The sequence below is a fragment of the Serratia sp. BW106 genome, assembly GCF_002607755.1.
Taxonomy (GTDB): domain Bacteria; phylum Pseudomonadota; class Gammaproteobacteria; order Enterobacterales; family Enterobacteriaceae; genus Serratia; species Serratia proteamaculans.
This window is the reverse complement of the sequence record NZ_MCGS01000011.1, coordinates 271,859-288,741: the sequence shown is the minus strand read 5'-3', so window position 1 is coordinate 288,741 and position 16,883 is coordinate 271,859. Positions and strand designations below refer to the sequence as shown.

At 46.3% G+C, this 16,883-nt stretch carries 9 protein-coding genes and 4 pseudogenes; 11 read left to right on the top strand and 2 right to left on the bottom strand.

Annotation, left to right across the window (positions count from 1 at the left end; all coding sequences use genetic code 11):
* Window positions 1-12 precede the first annotated feature (12 nt).
* Together BEI65_RS10370 and BEI65_RS26790 are read left to right on the top strand one after the other, a co-directional pair.
* A pseudogene (locus BEI65_RS10370) lies at window positions 13-669 on the top strand (N-6 DNA methylase); the annotation flags it as partial.
* Window positions 669-2,174: a restriction endonuclease subunit S gene (locus BEI65_RS26790; protein WP_082236763.1), complete on the top strand. Its 1,506-nt coding sequence runs from the start codon at window positions 669-671 to the stop codon at window positions 2,172-2,174. The pseudogene BEI65_RS10370 and the gene BEI65_RS26790, both read left to right, overlap by 1 nt.
* Before the next feature lie 74 nt (window positions 2,175-2,248).
* Here the strand turns inward: BEI65_RS26790 and BEI65_RS10355 are convergent, their stop codons facing one another.
* Entirely contained in the window at window positions 2,249-2,527 is a 279-nt protein-coding gene (locus tag BEI65_RS10355) for a helix-turn-helix domain-containing protein (protein ID WP_099063243.1), read from the bottom strand.
* Window positions 2,528-2,706: 179 nt separating this feature from the next.
* Between BEI65_RS10355 and BEI65_RS10350 the strand changes: the two genes are divergently transcribed.
* The 3 genes and pseudogenes from BEI65_RS10350 to BEI65_RS10340 form a co-directional block, all read left to right on the top strand.
* Window positions 2,707-3,624 carry a hypothetical protein gene (locus tag BEI65_RS10350; protein WP_099063242.1) on the top strand — a complete coding sequence of 306 codons (918 nt, stop codon included), beginning with the start codon at window positions 2,707-2,709 and terminating at the stop codon, window positions 3,622-3,624.
* Window positions 3,625-3,810: 186 nt separating this feature from the next.
* Complete coding sequence (locus BEI65_RS10345; RefSeq protein WP_099063241.1) at window positions 3,811-4,365, top strand: hypothetical protein; 555 nt, start codon at window positions 3,811-3,813, stop codon at window positions 4,363-4,365.
* 258 nt (window positions 4,366-4,623) lie between these two features.
* Window positions 4,624-4,893 (top strand): annotated as a pseudogene (locus BEI65_RS10340) (integrase); the annotation flags it as partial.
* A 14-nt stretch (window positions 4,894-4,907) separates the two neighbouring features.
* On the opposite strand, the pseudogene BEI65_RS10335 reads toward BEI65_RS10340, so the two are convergent.
* Window positions 4,908-5,992, bottom strand: a pseudogene (locus tag BEI65_RS10335) (IS3 family transposase).
* A 379-nt stretch (window positions 5,993-6,371) separates the two neighbouring features.
* On the opposite strand from BEI65_RS10335, the gene BEI65_RS10330 reads away from it, so the two are divergent.
* The 6 genes and pseudogenes from BEI65_RS10330 to BEI65_RS10305 all read left to right on the top strand — a co-directional run bounded on the left by BEI65_RS10330 (window position 6,372) and on the right by BEI65_RS10305 (window position 16,805).
* Window positions 6,372-8,396 (top strand): sigma-70 family RNA polymerase sigma factor, encoded by a 2,025-nt coding sequence (locus BEI65_RS10330; protein ID WP_099063240.1) that lies wholly within the window; start codon window positions 6,372-6,374, stop codon window positions 8,394-8,396.
* A complete protein-coding gene (mzaB, locus tag BEI65_RS10325; RefSeq protein WP_099063239.1) occupies window positions 8,396-9,898 on the top strand; it encodes an MZA anti-phage system associated ATPase MzaB in 1,503 nt (500 codons plus the stop codon). Before BEI65_RS10330 ends, mzaB begins: the two co-directional genes overlap by 1 nt.
* Window positions 9,895-12,753, top strand: coding sequence for an MZA anti-phage system associated Z1 domain-containing protein MzaC (gene mzaC / locus BEI65_RS10320; protein WP_099063238.1), 2,859 nt, complete (start codon window positions 9,895-9,897; stop codon window positions 12,751-12,753). Before mzaB ends, mzaC begins: the two co-directional genes overlap by 4 nt.
* Complete coding sequence (mzaD, locus tag BEI65_RS10315; protein ID WP_099063237.1) at window positions 12,737-13,765, top strand: MZA anti-phage system associated PD-(D/E)XK motif protein MzaD; 1,029 nt, start codon at window positions 12,737-12,739, stop codon at window positions 13,763-13,765. The genes mzaC and mzaD overlap by 17 nt, the downstream gene beginning before the upstream one ends.
* Window positions 13,752-15,560, top strand: a complete 1,809-nt coding sequence (gene mzaE / locus BEI65_RS10310; protein ID WP_099063236.1) for an MZA anti-phage system associated AIPR family protein MzaE — start codon at window positions 13,752-13,754, stop codon at window positions 15,558-15,560. Before mzaD ends, mzaE begins: the two co-directional genes overlap by 14 nt.
* A 941-nt stretch (window positions 15,561-16,501) precedes the next feature.
* Window positions 16,502-16,805: pseudogene (locus tag BEI65_RS10305) on the top strand (helix-turn-helix transcriptional regulator).
* The last annotated feature ends 78 nt before the right edge of the window (window positions 16,806-16,883 follow it).

Genomic DNA, 16,883 nt, shown 5'->3' with positions numbered 1-16,883 from the left:
GAAATATAGGGGCCAAACCACGTGTTGTTTGAGGCTGGCGTGGGTACCGATGTGCGTCGTGACCTGATGAACAAATGTAATCTGCATACCATCCTCCGTTTACCGACCGGTATTTTTTACGCTCAGGGCGTCAAAACCAATGTGCTGTTTTTCACCAAAGGCACTGACGCCAATAAATACCAGGAAGAAAACTGCACTGAAAATGTCTGGGTCTATGATCTGCGTACCAATATGCCAAGCTTTGGTAAACGTACTCCATTTGGCGATAGTCATCTCAAGCCGTTTGAAGCAGTTTTTGGCGACTCTCCCTATGGTAATGCACCTCGTCAGCAAGGCGAATGGAGTTTTAACGCTGAGGAAATTGACGCACCTGACACGGCGGAAAACGACAATGTTGATGATCGCCTGATAACCAGCCGCTGGCGGATCTTTACCCGGGAGTGGATCCGCGATACCAAAGGTGATTCTCTAGATATCTCCTGGCTGCGGGATAACAGCAGTGTGGATGCAGCCAGCCTGTCAGAGCCCGCTGTATTAGCAGGAGAAGCCATGAGTGAGCTGGTACAGGCGCTTGGTGAACTGGATGCGTTGATGTGGGAGTTAGGGGCTGGGGAAGAGGCGGATGCGCAGAAGGTGTTGCTGCGTGAGATGTTGGGTGGTGAAAAATAATGCGTTTAAATATTCTTCCAGAAGGCTGGGTTAATGTCACTTTAGCTGATATATGCAGTAAACCACAATATGGATATACAACCAAATCTCAGCTTGATGGAAATGTTAAATTTTTAAGGACGACTGATATTACTAAAGGGTTTTTGGACTGGGATAGTGTTCCTTATTGTGAGGAGCCGCCTACTGATCTGTATAAATATCAATTGTACGATAGAGATATCGTTATTTCACGAGCAGGGTCAATAGGTTTTAGTGCTCTAATAAAAAATCCCCCAGAAAAAGTGGTTTTTGCATCATACCTTATTAGATTCAAACCTTCTGAGTCTATCTCGGAGGTTTTTATTAAGCATTTTTTGAACTCGCATGATTATTGGACTCAGCTTCGCTTGATGTCTGCAGGTAATGCTGTTCAAAATGTGAATGCACAAAAACTATCAATACTCAATGTTCCCTTACCTCCTATGCCGGAACAAAAGATCATCGCCGATAAGCTCGATGAGCTTTTGGCTCGCGTGGAGAGTATTAAAGCCCGGTTGGTAAACATTCCTGAAGTTTTGAAAAGATTCAGGCAATCGGTGTTAAACGCCGCTGTGAATGGAAATTTGACGGAAGAGTGGCGCAATAATAATTGCTGTAGCCATAATCCCACCCTAAACATCCAAATTGAAAAGAAAAAATGGGTGACTAAAAACCCTAAGCATAATGAAGTTAAGAGAGTAATTAAAAGGTTAAAGGAATTTAACGGGAGTCAAAATGAAGTTGGTGAGAAGTTACCGGAAGGTTGGTCATGGCAAAAATTAGAAGATAGTGTGCTAATGATTGTGGATTGTCATAACAAAACGGCACCCTATATCGAGTCCGGTATACCAATTGTTCGAACATCAAATATTAGAGATGGTAATTTGAATTGGGAAGGTATGAAGTATGTTGGACGAGAAATATACGAGTACTGGTCACGGAGATGTCCACCGGAGGCCGGGGATATAATTTTTACCCGCGAAGCACCAATGGGAGAGGCTACTATTATTCCTCAAGGCCAACAATTGTGTTTGGGTCAGCGTACTATGCTGATTAGAACTATTGAGAAGTATGTAAAGGCTAAATTTATATTGACTGTTCTTATGTCCCCAAGCTTTAGAACGAGGGCAGAGTCTTTCGCTGTAGGTACCGGCGTTAAACATTATAGAGTTGGGGATGTTAGTAACTTATTTATTCCTGTACCTCCTACGGAAGAACAAAATGAAATCGTTCGCCGTGTTGACCAGATATTCGGTTATGCTGATTCTATTCAACAAATGACTGATAGCGCATTGGAACGAATAGATAACATGACTCACTCCATCCTCGCGAAGGCCTTCCGCGGTGAGCTGACAGCACAATGGCGAGAAGAAAACTCAGAGCTAATTAGCGGACTTAACAGCGCGGAAGCATTATTAAAAAGGATTGCAGTGGAAAAAATGGAATGTAGTATATCGAAGAAACGTGTTAAAAAATCGAATCATTAATATCAGCCCACGTTTGTGGGCCGATAACCAGAATAATATATTACTATATTCTAGTCATAACTCAGATTCTATTATTAATTTTTACCAGAAGAATTCCAAAATGCTTGATGCTTATTATAAAGCTCAAGCAAGGCTTCAGCAAAAGAATCATCGACAGTATAAAAGTAGCATTCAGGTACGTTTAAGACCTTGGCAAAAGCGCAGACTGTCTCAAATGAAGGGCGATGTGTACCGTTTTCATAATGAGACATCCTGGAGTAGGCGGTCGCCTCCTCTATTCCTGCCATAACAGCGAGTTTCTCCTGTGTCAATTTTGCTCTTTTACGAGCTTCTTTCAATCGCTTGGGGATCATGGATCCATCTTGATAGTGTGCCTTGACACCATCTTTAGCATTCCTTAAGATTGATTTTCTTTAGACTTACTAAAGTACTTGCCTTTAGGCTGAACACATGGGTTTTTATCTGATTTTTGAGAGATTCTTTAGGTATGTAATCGGTGGGTTATCACGGGGAATTTTTTGAGGAGGAGTATATGTACAGGAAAACTTTAAGTATTATTTTTTGTATTCCATTATCTTCATATGCAGATGATCCCGGAGGTTTTGTTAATAGACAGCTAGCAAAAGACCCCGCGTTAGATTATGGAATAGGGGATGTCCATGGACCTGTAAAAGAAATCATTGAGAGGACTACGAGGTCAGAAGAAAAAAGGATGATTCGATATGATCCGGACGAAAACATTTATTATATAAAAACACCCAGTAAGGCGATTCATATCTCATCTGGTTATCCAAATCCTCTTCCTGTAAGAGTGGATATCGATAATGCGTACAAGCATTCCTCACCATCAAGCAACTTGATGAAGTTTGATTATTCTTTATATGACAGAGATAAATATGGGAATATAAAATCCATTAGATCATATCTTTATGATAAAAATAATAAAGAGACAACATATCAAACAAACTTGATATATCGAAAGCTAGCATCAGGAGATATCGAGGTTTCATATGATAAACCTTCTCCTATCTTGGGTGAAATAAAAAGGTATTATAGGAAAGGATTTGTAATAAAGGAAACATTTATAAATGCCAAGGGAGTGAATATTTCAAACTATCGTTATGAAAATGTCCCTATGGAAACTGTTATATATGAATATGAGTTTGGAAAAGATAAAAAAACTCCATTGTTTATTTTGAAGAAAAGATATCTTGATAATAACAGGGTGACACATAAAAGTTGGGAGGAGTATTCAATAAGTGGTAATCTTATAAAGACCTTTTCCTCATCCTTTAACAACCCTGAAGTTGGAGATGGTGTTGAGTATGTTAATTATAAATTTGACAAATACTCGAACTGGATTGAAAGAAATAGATGTGTTGTTAAAGGCCAATGGGGTAAGTACTCATCATGTACTCTAGAAAAAAGGACAATTAAGTATCATTATTGATTCTTTCTTTGGTACCAGTGATATGTTACATCAAATAGTGATTATTTAATGTAACATACCACTATAAAACTTCGATTCCTTATTTTATTTGTGACTTTTATCTTGAAGTTATCCTGTTTTTAGTGTTTATTTATACTGGTAAGGATTAATCTTCTTAAACTCATTAAGCTTTATGTTGAGGCCGCTATGACCAGAAAAAAACCTGAAGTAATATTTACTTTTTCTGTAAATGATAAAAACATCAAGGATGTCATGAGTTCTTATCGTGGGTTAGAAGTCATTGTTGAATATTATGACCATAGGATTGATACTTTCAACAGAGAAGTTTCGCATTGGTTTAAACCTACATTTGGTACGAGTAGTTTTTCAACCGCAATAATCAATTTTGTGAAGAAAGAATATCCTGATATTGATGCAGAAAATATTGAAGTAAATCCTATACCTGATGAACTGCCCTTTGATAATGGGGACTATAACACCTTAGGTTTGCTTCAAATATCAGGGCTAACGATCTGTGATTGGAAAAAAATCGCAGCAAACGTTCAGATCGATACCCTTTCAGCATGGCACGGAACTGAGGATGAGATTGTTTTACACTTTTCACGTGAGGTTCCCGGCGAGATTATGCAGTACGTGAAAAATTTACATGGGTGGACATCTTATACGGGGATCACCATTAGTGCATTGGATGAGGGCATCGTCGAAAAATATGGACTTTTATCGTATATCGATAATCAATAGCTCTAATTTTTTCTTTGATTGTCAATCGGTTAAGTTTAGTTCATGAGTCCGGCCTTCGGCACCATTAGTACAGCGCGAACAAGAAGCCACCGAAAGGTGGTTTTTTTGTGCCTGGAATTTGGTCCCGCAATGTTTCTCCCCACTTTTTCACTCAATCTAAGTTAGCCGACATCAACTTACTGATGCGGGTTCAACTGCAGGTATATCGCGGTTCGATAATGTTTGTACCCACTCAGAACCTTTGAATGGATATTCAACATGGCTCTGAGCGATGTGATGGTTCGTACAGCTTAAAACGCATAAGATCACAGATTGCGACGGCATGGTGTTACTGGTACATCCTAACGGTTCGAAATATTGGCGGCTGCCAGGGCACGCCGGGAGGAGGCGCGTAAGCTGTTGGCTAGCTGAGTCGATCCCAGTGAGAACAAGAAAGCCGTTAAGGTAGAGCAGGAGCAAGAGGCGATAACGTTTGAAATGGTAGCCAGAGATTGGCATGCCAGCAATCAGAAGTGGTCTTGTAAGTATCCCTAGCTTTAGTTCTAGGCACTTTTTGAGATTTCCGGTTTCTCAGCCATCAGCCGGTACTTTTCCGGAGTCAGGTTATTCAGGGATTCATGGGGCCGCTTACTGTTGTATTCATTCAGCCAGCGTTCCGTTATTTCCCGTGCTTCATTCAGTGTTCTGAACAGATAAAAATCCAGTATTTCGGTCCGGAACGTTCGGTTAAACCGTTCGATAAATGCGTTTTGCATCGGTTTACCTGGCTTGATAAATTCCAGCATTACGCCATGGTCCTCAGCCCATTGTGCCAGAGCCAGCGATATCAGTTCCGGCTCGTTATCCATTCGCATCTTCACCGGATATCCACGGTTTGCCACTATTCTGTCCAGCACCCGCACGACCTGCTGCGCCGGATATTCAGGTCAATTCCGATGGCCAGAGCCTCGCGGTTAAAATCATCCACGACGTTGAAGGTCCGAAAACGTCGGCCACATGTCAGCGCGTCATGCATAAAATCAATCGACCAACTTTGGTTGAACGCTTCCGGCGTTGCCAGCGGAGCCGAATTGCGCACCGGCAGGCGTTGTTTTCCCTTACGACGAAAATTCAGTTTTAGTAGACAGTAAATCCGGTGTACACGCTTGTGGTTCCAGACGTTCCCTTACCTGCGAAGTACCTGAAACAGCTTCTTAAATCCATAGCGAGGATAGCGTTCAGTCGCCTCAGTCAGACTCTGGATCACCGGTTCATCACGTCGCGTATCGGGCTGATAAAAAACACTGTCCTGCAGGCCTGGCGGATGATCATGGCAAATTGTGCTGTCAGATAGCTGACGAGCTCCCGCTTTATCGCTGGTTTTAAAGCTTTTTTCAATTACATCTTTTAACGCCCGATTCTCAAGACTCAGGTCAGCAAACATTTGTTTGAGATCGTGATTCTCATCTTCAAGGTCTTTGATTTTTTTGATATCAACGGCTTCCTTACCACCATATTTCGCCTTCCAGTTGTAGTAGCTGGCTTAGGAAATAGCGTCCTCGCGACACACATCTTTGACGGTCCTGCCAGCTTCGACTGATTTCAGGACGGCAATGATCTGGTGCCCGGTGAATCGAATCTTACGCATAGCGATCCCCTCAGGGGACATAATCAGTATGTCGGAAGATCTCTAAAAGTGAATGGGCCGTTTTGAGGGGATACTACAGAGTAGCGGGACGCATTTTAGTTTACGTGACGAGACATGGGGCGTTTATATCCAGTATGCCTTCTGATACGTCAGGAAAATCAGCAAGCCGTATTAGTCTGATAACACTATTTTTTCCAATTGGTTACTTTAACTTTAAAAGGTCAATATCTACATTGAGAGCAGTCCCGGCTATTTTTACAATTGATGATGAAGATCACCTAAAATGATAGGTTGTTTTTATACAGTACCAAATTCGATTTTCTCCCTATAAGATAGATTGCATTTCCGCGGGTGTGGTTTACAAGGAAAGACTGTCAACATGCATCGCACTATTTCTGAGTTTTATCGCATTCCCCCTTTACTTATTCGGGCGCTAAAAAGCGGAGTCTCCTCCGTGGTGGAGTTTCATCTCAGCAGAGGATTACCAAAAGATTCACAAGACTCTCTGGGAAATAGCCCATTGATGATTGCGGCCCAGTATGGGCATTTCGCTATTTGCGAAATGTTGTTGCGCGCAGGTGTTGACGGTGAACATCAAAACAACCTCGGCTTTTGCGCCAGTGACCTAGCGCAGGAGCAAAAACTGCGTGATCTGTTGGCCTGTTATCGGCAGCCCCTTTCACTTGCCGAACAGGAACCCTCCGTGGTTTCAGTCGACGACTCAGAAACCGAGACAGAATTACCCGACGCTGAAATCCCGATAGATTTCATGCTGTGGGACGCAGAAGTTGAATCGAAGCCCGCCGAAGATAATCTAACGTTAAGGCATGCTTCCGCTGAAGCTCAGCAATTATTATCCCGCTATCGTCCGAAAGATGGCTCTGCTGAATGGGGTGATATCGAACTCACGCTTCCTGATCCACCAACGCCAGTCTCGAACTCTCCGCAAAATTACCCTTATCTCTCAACATTGCTCACTTGCGCACTGGATACCGGTCATATCTCTGCGCGTGACATCCGGCTTGCCGGAGAAGAGGATTTCGGTATGCAGTGGCCTGAATTTCGTGCCAGTGTCGAAGCATTAATCAGGGATTTACCCCTAGTCGTGGACGATGAAGATGTTATTCCGCCAGACGCTGCTCCTGCGACATTAGCGGCGAGTGATCCTCTTGAACCTTGGTTTGATGCTTTCAACGCATTGGGGCTGTTCGGCATCGTTGAAAACTATCTTGTGGACATTCGCCAGTGGGATGTCGTTGATAAAACTAAAGAAGAACGACTCGGACAGCGCATGGATACGGCGCTTATCAATCTGATGAAAATCCTAGCGGGTTTACCCGAAGCAGAATATTTGCAGTTGTTGCATCCGAATCACCTTCCGGCGTCAACGCCTGAGATTTTTGAAGAGCAAGATGACGCGGAAGAGGCTGATGAGGAAATGCTTACCGTATCCGATGACGATGACACTATCAGCTTTAGCGATCTGTTATTTCTCCTGAGAAGTGGGAAAGCAGACGAGTACCAAGATAATCATATCCCCCGCCCGGAGTATGCCGACCTGCAACAGCTCGTTGAGCGCGCTCGAACGCTTATCCTTGATGAAGGCCATAAAATGAGTCTGTATGTCAGCAGTTACAGAGATGCTTGGGAAGGGTTAATCCACGCCAATTTGCGTCTGGTCGTCACTATCGCGAATAAATACCGCGGGCGGGGATTAGATGTCGAGGATCTGATCCAGGAAGGCAACCTAGGCTTGATCAAGGCCGTTGAAAAATTCGACTATAGACGCGGATTTAAATTCTCCACGTATGCTACTTGGTGGATCCGCCAAAAGATCACCCGCGCGATTGCCGATCAGGCGCAGCTCATCCGTTTACCCGTTCACTTCTATGAGCAATTCAGGCGCTGGCGAAACAGTCGAGATCAATTACTGTATCGCCAGGGGATAACGCCCACGATCAAACGGCTGCAAGAATTGACTGAACTTCCAGAAAATCAACTCAAGCGGATGGCAAGATATGAAGAACAGACGGTGTTGATTGGCGATTTTCATGATGACCCTCTCAACAACAAAGCGGCGCTGTCCGGGGACGCAATCCTGACCGGAAAGGATTTCACCAGTGCTTCCGTTCAATCTCTGGAGCTAAGAGAAAGTATTTCATTGGTGCTGGAAACGCTTTTGCCACGTGAAAAACAGATCATAAAAATGCGTTTTGGCATCGGTATGACGCAAGATTTCACTCTTGAAGAGGTGGGTAAACAGTTTGATGTTACGCGAGAAAGGATACGTCAGATAGAAGCCAAAGCGCTCCGTAAGCTACGCTATCAAAGCCGGGCGTCGAAATTAGGCGGCTTCGTCGAACACTGGGAAACCGCGTTGAGTGAGATGCAGGAAGAAGAATAATGACGACCATGCGCCATGCGCCACCGAATGCGGCAATTATGATCGAAGCTCTGCGTGGGCTCGGGTACAACACCGCCACCGCACTAGCCGACATCATTGACAACAGCATTAGTGCCGGAGCCCGTAAGGTCGATCTGACTTTTCACTGGCGTGAGTCGGATAGCTATATCGTGGTTCGGGATAATGGGGGAGGCATGTCGCCCACTGAACTGGATGTTGCGATGCGTCTGGGTGTCAAAAACCCGCTGACACGTCGTTCAGGACACGATCTGGGCCGCTTCGGTCTTGGACTCAAAACCGCCTCTTTTTCGCAATGTCGCCGTCTGACGGTTTCCTCTAAAAAAGAGGGAATAACGACTATCCTGCGATGGGATCTGGATATTCTCGCCGCAAGCACGGACGACGGTTGGTATTTGCTTGAAGGCGCTGACCCTAGGGGTCAGGAGGCGTTAGCGCAAGCTGAACCTGAGTCCAACGGCACTGTGGTGCTGTGGGAAGTTTTAGATCGAATTGTCACGCCCGGCTATGGTGAGAAAGATTTCCTCAATCTGATGGATGGCGTTGAACAACATCTGGGGATGGTATTTCACCGATTTCTTGAGGGGCGTTCTCCCCGGCTCATTCTCACACTCAACGATCGCAAAATTAAAGCCTGGGATCCCTTTTTCAGCGGGCATCCTTCTAAACCCTGGCATTCGCCTTCGGCTATGGCGCCAGGCGCCCCCGCAGTGAAGGTGGAGTGCCACGTCCTACCTCATCAGGATCACCTGACGACTCAGGAGTATCAACTGGCTCAAGGCCCGGCAGGATGGACTGCTCAGCAAGGATTCTATGTATACCGCAATGAGCGATTGCTGGTGGCGGGCAGCTGGCTTGGACTCGGTAGTCCCCGAGCGTGGACGAAAGATGAAACCCACCGCCTTGCACGGATCCGTCTGGATATCCCGAATGATGCCGACATAGACTGGAAGATTGATATTCGTAAATCGATGGCGCGCTCACCGGTTTCGCTGCGTCCCTGGTTAACCCAATTGGCGCAATCCACACGCGATCGCGCGGTACGGACATTTGCAAAACGCGGGAAAATGAATAAGCGCAAGCCCGGCGAGGAACTCGTTTATCTCTGGCAGACGCAGAAGACGTCATCCGGTGTTCATTACCAGATTTCGTTACAACATCCTGTCGTCAGTAGTATCCTTTCGCAGGCCGGCGAGTTGTCCCCGCAAATTCAGGCCATGCTAAGACTGATTGAGGAAACTGTTCCGGTTCAGCAAATCTGGCTTGATACGGCAGAGACAAAAGAGACGCCGCGGACAGGCTTTGAAACCGCTCCGATCGCAGAGGTTTTGTCCGTATTACAGGTGATGTATCAGACCATGGTTGGACAGCATGCGATGTCACCGGCGCTGGCGAAAAAGCATCTGCAAAATATGGAACCCTTCGATAATTATCCCGAATTAATTGCACAACTCCCCGACGATCAACAAGAGAAATCGCTATGAGTCTTAATCCCCTAGATGACGCGCAACTGAGTGTATTGCAGATTGTACAAACGTTCCTGCAAGGCCAGGATAAAAGCACGATCACGCCAGGTATTCTGCGCCAACACATTGATATGGTTTGTCAGATGAAGCCGGAGTGGAGCCACCTTGATAAACGGGAGATTTTGGTCGAAGAGTTGATCCGCCGTTACAGCATCTGGATGGGAGAAGATACTTCTCTGAGTAATGATGAAGGGCATCAACCCTGGCTGACCGCTGACGCAAAACGCGAATGGCGCTACTGGCATCGATATCGCCAATGGCTTGGCAAAACGATGCCCTGGGGAGTTATGGATACCCTTGACCGTTCAACGGATCGTGTTCTGGGATTACTAGAGCAGCCGGGGCGAGAAGGGCGTTGGGACCGGCGCGGTCTGGTGGTCGGTCATGTACAGTCGGGAAAAACCAGCCACTATACCGGACTAATCTGTAAAGCCGCGGATGCGGGATATAAGATAATCATTGTCCTTGCCGGTTTGCATAACAACCTCCGCTCGCAAACCCAAATGCGTCTTGATGAAGGATTCCTTGGCTATGAGACGAGCCCACTCAGAGAAAAAGTGACCATCATTGGGGTGGGCGATATTGATAGCGATCCCATCATTCGTCCCAATTACGTCACCAACCGATCTGAAAAAGGTGATTTCAGTGCCGGAGTGGCTAAGAATCTGGGTATCAGTCCCGAGCAACGCCCTTGGCTGTTCGTGGTAAAGAAAAATAAGTCTATTTTGAAGCGTTTGCATACCTGGATTGAAAACCATGTTGCCACCAGCGTTGACCCCGTCACCGGAAAGCGTTTTGTTTCGGAATTACCGCTGCTGATGATTGATGATGAAGCGGATAACGCCTCAGTTGATACGGGGGAAATCGTCTACGATGACGACGGAAAGCCGGATGCTGAACATCAGCCAACGGCAATCAATAGCCTGATTCGTAAACTGTTGATGCAGTTCAGCCGTAAGGCGTACGTTGGATATACCGCCACGCCCTTTGCCAATATTTTTATTCACGAGAGTAATGAAACGCGTAATGAAGGCCCGGACCTGTTCCCTTCTGCCTTTATTATTAATCTCGGCGCGCCCTCGAACTACATCGGCCCGGCAAGGGTATTTGGTCGAGCCACCGCGGAGGGTCGGATCGGAGAGCTGCCTTTGATCAGGCGAGTGGACGATCACTGTAGCGATGACGGAAAAAGAGGGTGGATGCCGGTTTCTCATAAGAGTTCGCACCATCCCTCGCTGGATACGCTAACCCATTTTCCGGACTCGTTAAAACACGCCATCGACAGCTTTTTACTAGCGTGCTGCGTCAGAGAATTACGCGGTCAGGGAGACAAACACAGTTCAATGCTGGTTCATGTGACCCGTTTCAATAAAGTGCAATCGGTTGTTTATGAGCATATTGACGCCTACATTCAGGATGTGAGACAGCGACTGACGCGAAGGATTGGACACGAGCCTTTTTTACATCAGCTTGAGTCACTCTGGCAGGCCGATTTTTTGCCGACGGGTCAGACGATCCGCGACGTTATGCCGCAGCAGGTTCCAGACGACGCCTTCGCGTGGGGGGAGATCGTCGACAAACTGTATACCGTGATCGAAAACGTGTCGGTGCGAATGATAAACGGAACGGCGAAAGATGCGCTTGATTATTCGGACAGCGCGACAGGCTTAAAAGTCATTGCGATTGGCGGAGACAAGCTGGCCCGAGGGTTAACGCTTGAGGGCTTATGCACCAGTTATTTCTTACGCGCTTCTCGCATGTATGACACGTTAATGCAGATGGGGCGCTGGTTTGGCTATCGCCAGGGGTATCTGGACGTATGTCGGCTGTATACCACTGATGAGCTGATTGAATGGTTTGAGCACATTGCGGATGCGTCGGAAGAGCTGAGAGAAGAGTTTGACAATATGGTCGCCAGTGGCGGAACCCCGCGTGATTTCGGGCTAAAAGTGAAATCACACCCCGTGTTAATGGTGACATCGCCCTTAAAAATGCGGAGTGCGCGTTCGCTATGGCTCTCTTTCAGTGGCACAGTGGTCGAAACGATTTCGTTGTTTAAAGAACCGGAGTACCACAAGCGTAACTACGCGGCCTTCCAGCGTCTGACTGGGCGTGTCGGTTCTGGCGCGCCGATCCCTGAGAGACGACGCGGAGAGAAGATTGAAAAATGGAACGGGGTCATTTGGCCAAACGTCTCCCCCGAGCCGATCATTGATTTTTTAACGGAATATGAGACCCACGCTCAGGCCAGAAAAGCCAACAGCAAACTGCTGGCGGATTTCATTACGCGGATGAATCGTGTTGATGAGCTCACCCAATGGACGGTGGTGGTGATAGGGGGTGGCGTCGATCGTCATCACGATGTCTGTGGCTTCCCCGTCCCGCTTATGATGCGTAAAGCGTCTGAAGGGGTAACTGACCGCTATTCCATTGGTCGTTTACTTTCCCCACGCGATGAAGGGATTGACTGCGATGAATCGATCTGGCTTGCCGCGCTGGAAGAAACGCAGCGTATTTTTCATGCCGACCCCGGACGCAATGAAGGACGCGATGAGCCCGTCATTCCTAGTGGCGTGGTACTGCGTCGGATCAAAGGATTTGGCATAAACGACATCCCGCCACAACGTCAAAAAGGGCTACTGCTCATTTACTTACTGGACCTGCAACAGGCGTTGTCGGTAACGGAATATCAGGATGATGCCTTGCCTGTGGTTGCTTTTGGCATCAGTTTTCCGGGAAGCCGCAGTGGGGTGACGGTGGAGTACAAAGTGAACAACGTACTGTGGGAGCAAGAGTATGGTGCGGCTGAGTAAAGACGATCTGCTGGTGGCCTGGAAAGCCCTGGATCGATCGCAGATTGACGAACAGCCCGGTGCCCAGGGTTGGCGCGGGATTCGGCTTTTTACGCACCAGGACTGTAGCTTTCATGCCGGGCGTCGTCAGCCTGATAATGAAGAAATGCTGATTGTCGAGTTTCCTCATCCTCTTTCGCCGGGCTCGACCGCGTTACCGTCCTGTAAAGGATTTCGCGTTGAGATGACAGGAACAGAGGAGGGGCGGCAGAACGGTTTGATGATCCGTCGCCAGCAAACGGGGAATGCGGATGTCTTTACGACGATGATTCTGGATATTCTCCATTCACTCCTGAGCGTTTCGGAAGCGCATCTGTTTGAAATCCTGCTCCGTCGGATTCGTTTATGGCAGGCATTTATGGAGCGTGATACCCGTTTACTCAGTTACGAAGAAGAAGTGGGGTTAATCGGTGAACTGACGTGTCTGGAACGGTTGATCGAGAGCGGTCTTGTGTCGTCAACGGCAGTCGGAGCATGGGTAGGGCCGCAGCATGGCCTACAGGATTTTGAACTCGATGAACGAGCCATTGAGGTAAAAAGCACTACAGCAGAGCAGGGTTTTTGCGTAACCATCCACTCTCTTGAACAACTGGACTGGCAGCGACCTGGCTCGCTCGTGTTGTGCGGGTTGCGCTTCAACGAGCATCCCACCGGAGCGACTCTGAATGATATCATTAACCGTCTTCGTCAGCGGTTTGAGGGGAGCTCTCAGGCGGCTTGTCTTTTTGAGGGATCGCTTTGTCACGTCGGATATTTCAGTGAACATGCTGAATTCTATACACGTCATTTCTTGCTGACAGAGGCGTTCGGACTCCCCATTGAAGAAGATTTCCCCTCTCTGACGCATGCTGATGTCCCGTTGCCGGTGGTGAGTGCGTGCTATCAACTCGAACTCCAAACACTAATTCCTCAGGCTCAAAATTTTAACCATTGCTTGTCAGACTTTGCAGGATTACCGCATGGAACTTATTGATTTTTTGCGTCAAACGCAGAATGAGATTCGCAAAGAATATCAGGATCAGATGGCTCAGCCTGGGGTTGAGTCACCTTTTCAGGAGCTGATTTTTACCGATGTTGTCATGCGTCATATGGCCGATATCGGTATGACATTCGACGATGCCGAGACGTGTCACTTTATGGCGAAAGTAAGTGGACACAATGTGCATCTCAGCGGTTATGCCTTCTCAGAAGATGGCGATCAGCTTGACCTTTTTGTCAGCATTTATCACGGTAGCGATGAGCTTTGTCACGTCCCGGATGCCGAGACAAAAGCGATTGCCGGCCACTGCATTCAATTTTTGCAGAAGTGTGTTGACGGTAAATTATCATCCACGCTGGATCAGTCCAATGATGCCTGGCAATTGGTGACGACCATCGAACAGTCCTATACGGAACTGGAGCAAATCAGAATTTATGTACTGACCGATGGTCAGGTGAAAACCCGCTGGTATCAGTCCCGTGACGTGGTCGGTAAAACCATTAAATTAGAGGTTATGGACATTGTCCGCCTGTTTAACCACTGGCAGGAAGGTAAGCCACGCGACGAACTGCAGGTTAATTTTGATGAGGTGGCGGGGGGCGCACTCCCCTGTGTCTGGATCCCGGATGAAATGGGTGAGTATGATTATGCGCTGACGGTGGTTCCGGGAGAGACTCTGCGATTTATCTATGAAAAATATGGCAACCGCATTCTGGAAGCGAACGTTCGTTCATTTCTGAGCCAGACGGGGAAAGTCAACAAGGGGATTCGCGACACCTTACGTGAGCAGCCCGAGCGTTTTATGGCTTATAACAACGGTATCGTGATTGTTGCCGATCAGGTCAGGCTTGGTGAAGCGCCGGGGGGCGGCCCTGGCATTGCGTGGATACAGGGGATGCAGATCGTCAACGGTGGGCAGACGACGGCCTCCATGTTTTTCACCAAAAAGAAATTCCCGGCAACAAATCTGCGTAATGTGCGTATACCCGCAAAAGTCATCGTACTGAAACAGACGAACAATGCACAGGAAGAGATGTTAATTGCGGATATTTCGCGGTTCTCAAATAGCCAGAATAAAGTCAATATTTCCGATTTGTCAGCAAATCGACCAGTACATGTACAGCTGGAAAAAATGGCAAACACGGTCTATTGCCCGGACGGATACAGTCGTTGGTTTTACGAGCGAGCGAACGGCAGTTATAAGGTCATGCTGGAACGAGAAGGTAAAACACCAGCGGGAATCAAACGGTTAAAAGACGCGATTCCTCCCTCTCGTCGGATAACGAAAACGGATTTCGCAAAATATCACTGTGCCTGGTTACAGCGTCCGGATTTAGTCAGCCTCGGCGGACAGAAAAACTTTTCCGCATTAATGACGATGATCGACAAGGATACTGAGCGTTATGGGGATGAACTGAACATTGAGAGTTTTAAAAATTACATCGCGCAGGCCATTATCTATAAGAAAGCCTATAAGTTGATTAATTCACTTTTCCCCGCCTTTAAGGCGAATATCGCCGCCTATACCGTGGCCGCCTATTCACATCTTTATGGAAAAGAAACGGACCTGGCAGAGATCTGGAATCAGCAGGGCATTGAGGAAACGATGGGGAACCGCCTTGTCAGCCTAGCTCACCGGGTGAATAGGCTTCTGACTGAATCGGCGAACGGCAGGATGATTTCAGAATGGGCGAAAAAGCCTGAATGCTGGGACTATGTGCGAAGTAAAACCTATTTCTCCGCGCAGGGAAAAAAAGATGACCTCTCGCATGATGAAATTGCACACTGAGTTCAGTATCAACGCCATATGTGAGCATTGTGGGTTGCTCGCAGCGGTTGTTCTGTCTGGATGTGCTACGGCATAACATCAACATACAATTAACAGGGGTATTTAAGGTCCAGCGTTAATCATTCACAGAACCTCGCTCCGGTGGGGTTTCGTTTTTGTGATACCTTGCTTTTTAATAATTCGCTGAACAAGCATTTTAAGGTAAGATAGTATGACTCTCCGTGAGTTACCAGCGTTGACGGTTAGGTGTTTGGCAGAGTGATATATTGCCTATTCATTATTATGGTGAGCTCAGACCAACGTAAAGTGGAAATTTCACCAGTATATTACTGGACAAATTTAGAAGGGGTAGTTGAAGGATTGCCATAGCATAGGGCTGATTTGTCCTATTAATATGGCGTATATTCACATTAAGACCTTTTTATAGAATAAAGTGATATTTATCGCTGATGTTTCACGGCGTTATTAGAAGCGGTAGCTGAAATCAGCACAGCCAGTCCATGGTGACTCCATCCTATCGCCTTTCTCGTAATGAATGACGATGGGCTAGTGGTATCACTCTATTTCCTATTGATTGTCGGCGGATTGAGAGCTGATTATGTGATGCCACTGGCATCAAAGCGCGCTATTGCCTTTATCTCTTCACAAAAGACGTTTTTATATATATTTTGTGTAGAGAACATCAAATTACATTATTTGTCGTTCTTGGTCTAATTGTTTGGTGTTAATATTAATTCACACCTTTTTTTTCAATTTCTTTTGCGCCAAGAAACTTGAATTTGGGGATTGAACTTCGATGTTTGGCTTTAAGACTTTCCCGTTTCAACTCGACGAGTGAGCAGAGGTAATTAGGTGAGATAGTCTTTTTTACAGCTTATAGGGTGTATTTTTTAAAAACAGCTTATAGGTTGTAGAACGATCTAAAAAACGGCGAGTATCTTATGAATATAGTTTATCCATTGAATACCATAAATCAGTTACGCCCGCATCTGATCGGTTTTCGTAAAGTGAGTGGGCAAACCCAAAAAGATATTGCTGCCAGACTTGGTGTAACGCAGCAATCTTATGCCCGATTGGAGGCGAACCTAGGCAGTGCCAGTATTGAGAATTGAGAGGTTGTTCAAAGTGTTTACTGTGTTGGGCGTTGGAATAGAACTTTCTTCTTCATTGGCTTCATCAAGCATAAATTCAGATAAGTTAACGGATAAGTATAGAGACTCTACTGTAAGGAGAGAAAAGTGGTGATGGTACTCCTGAAAATTGGATGAATGTATTTTAATCGTCATTATTTTATCCCCATAAAATTGGCCGCGAGCAGTTAAA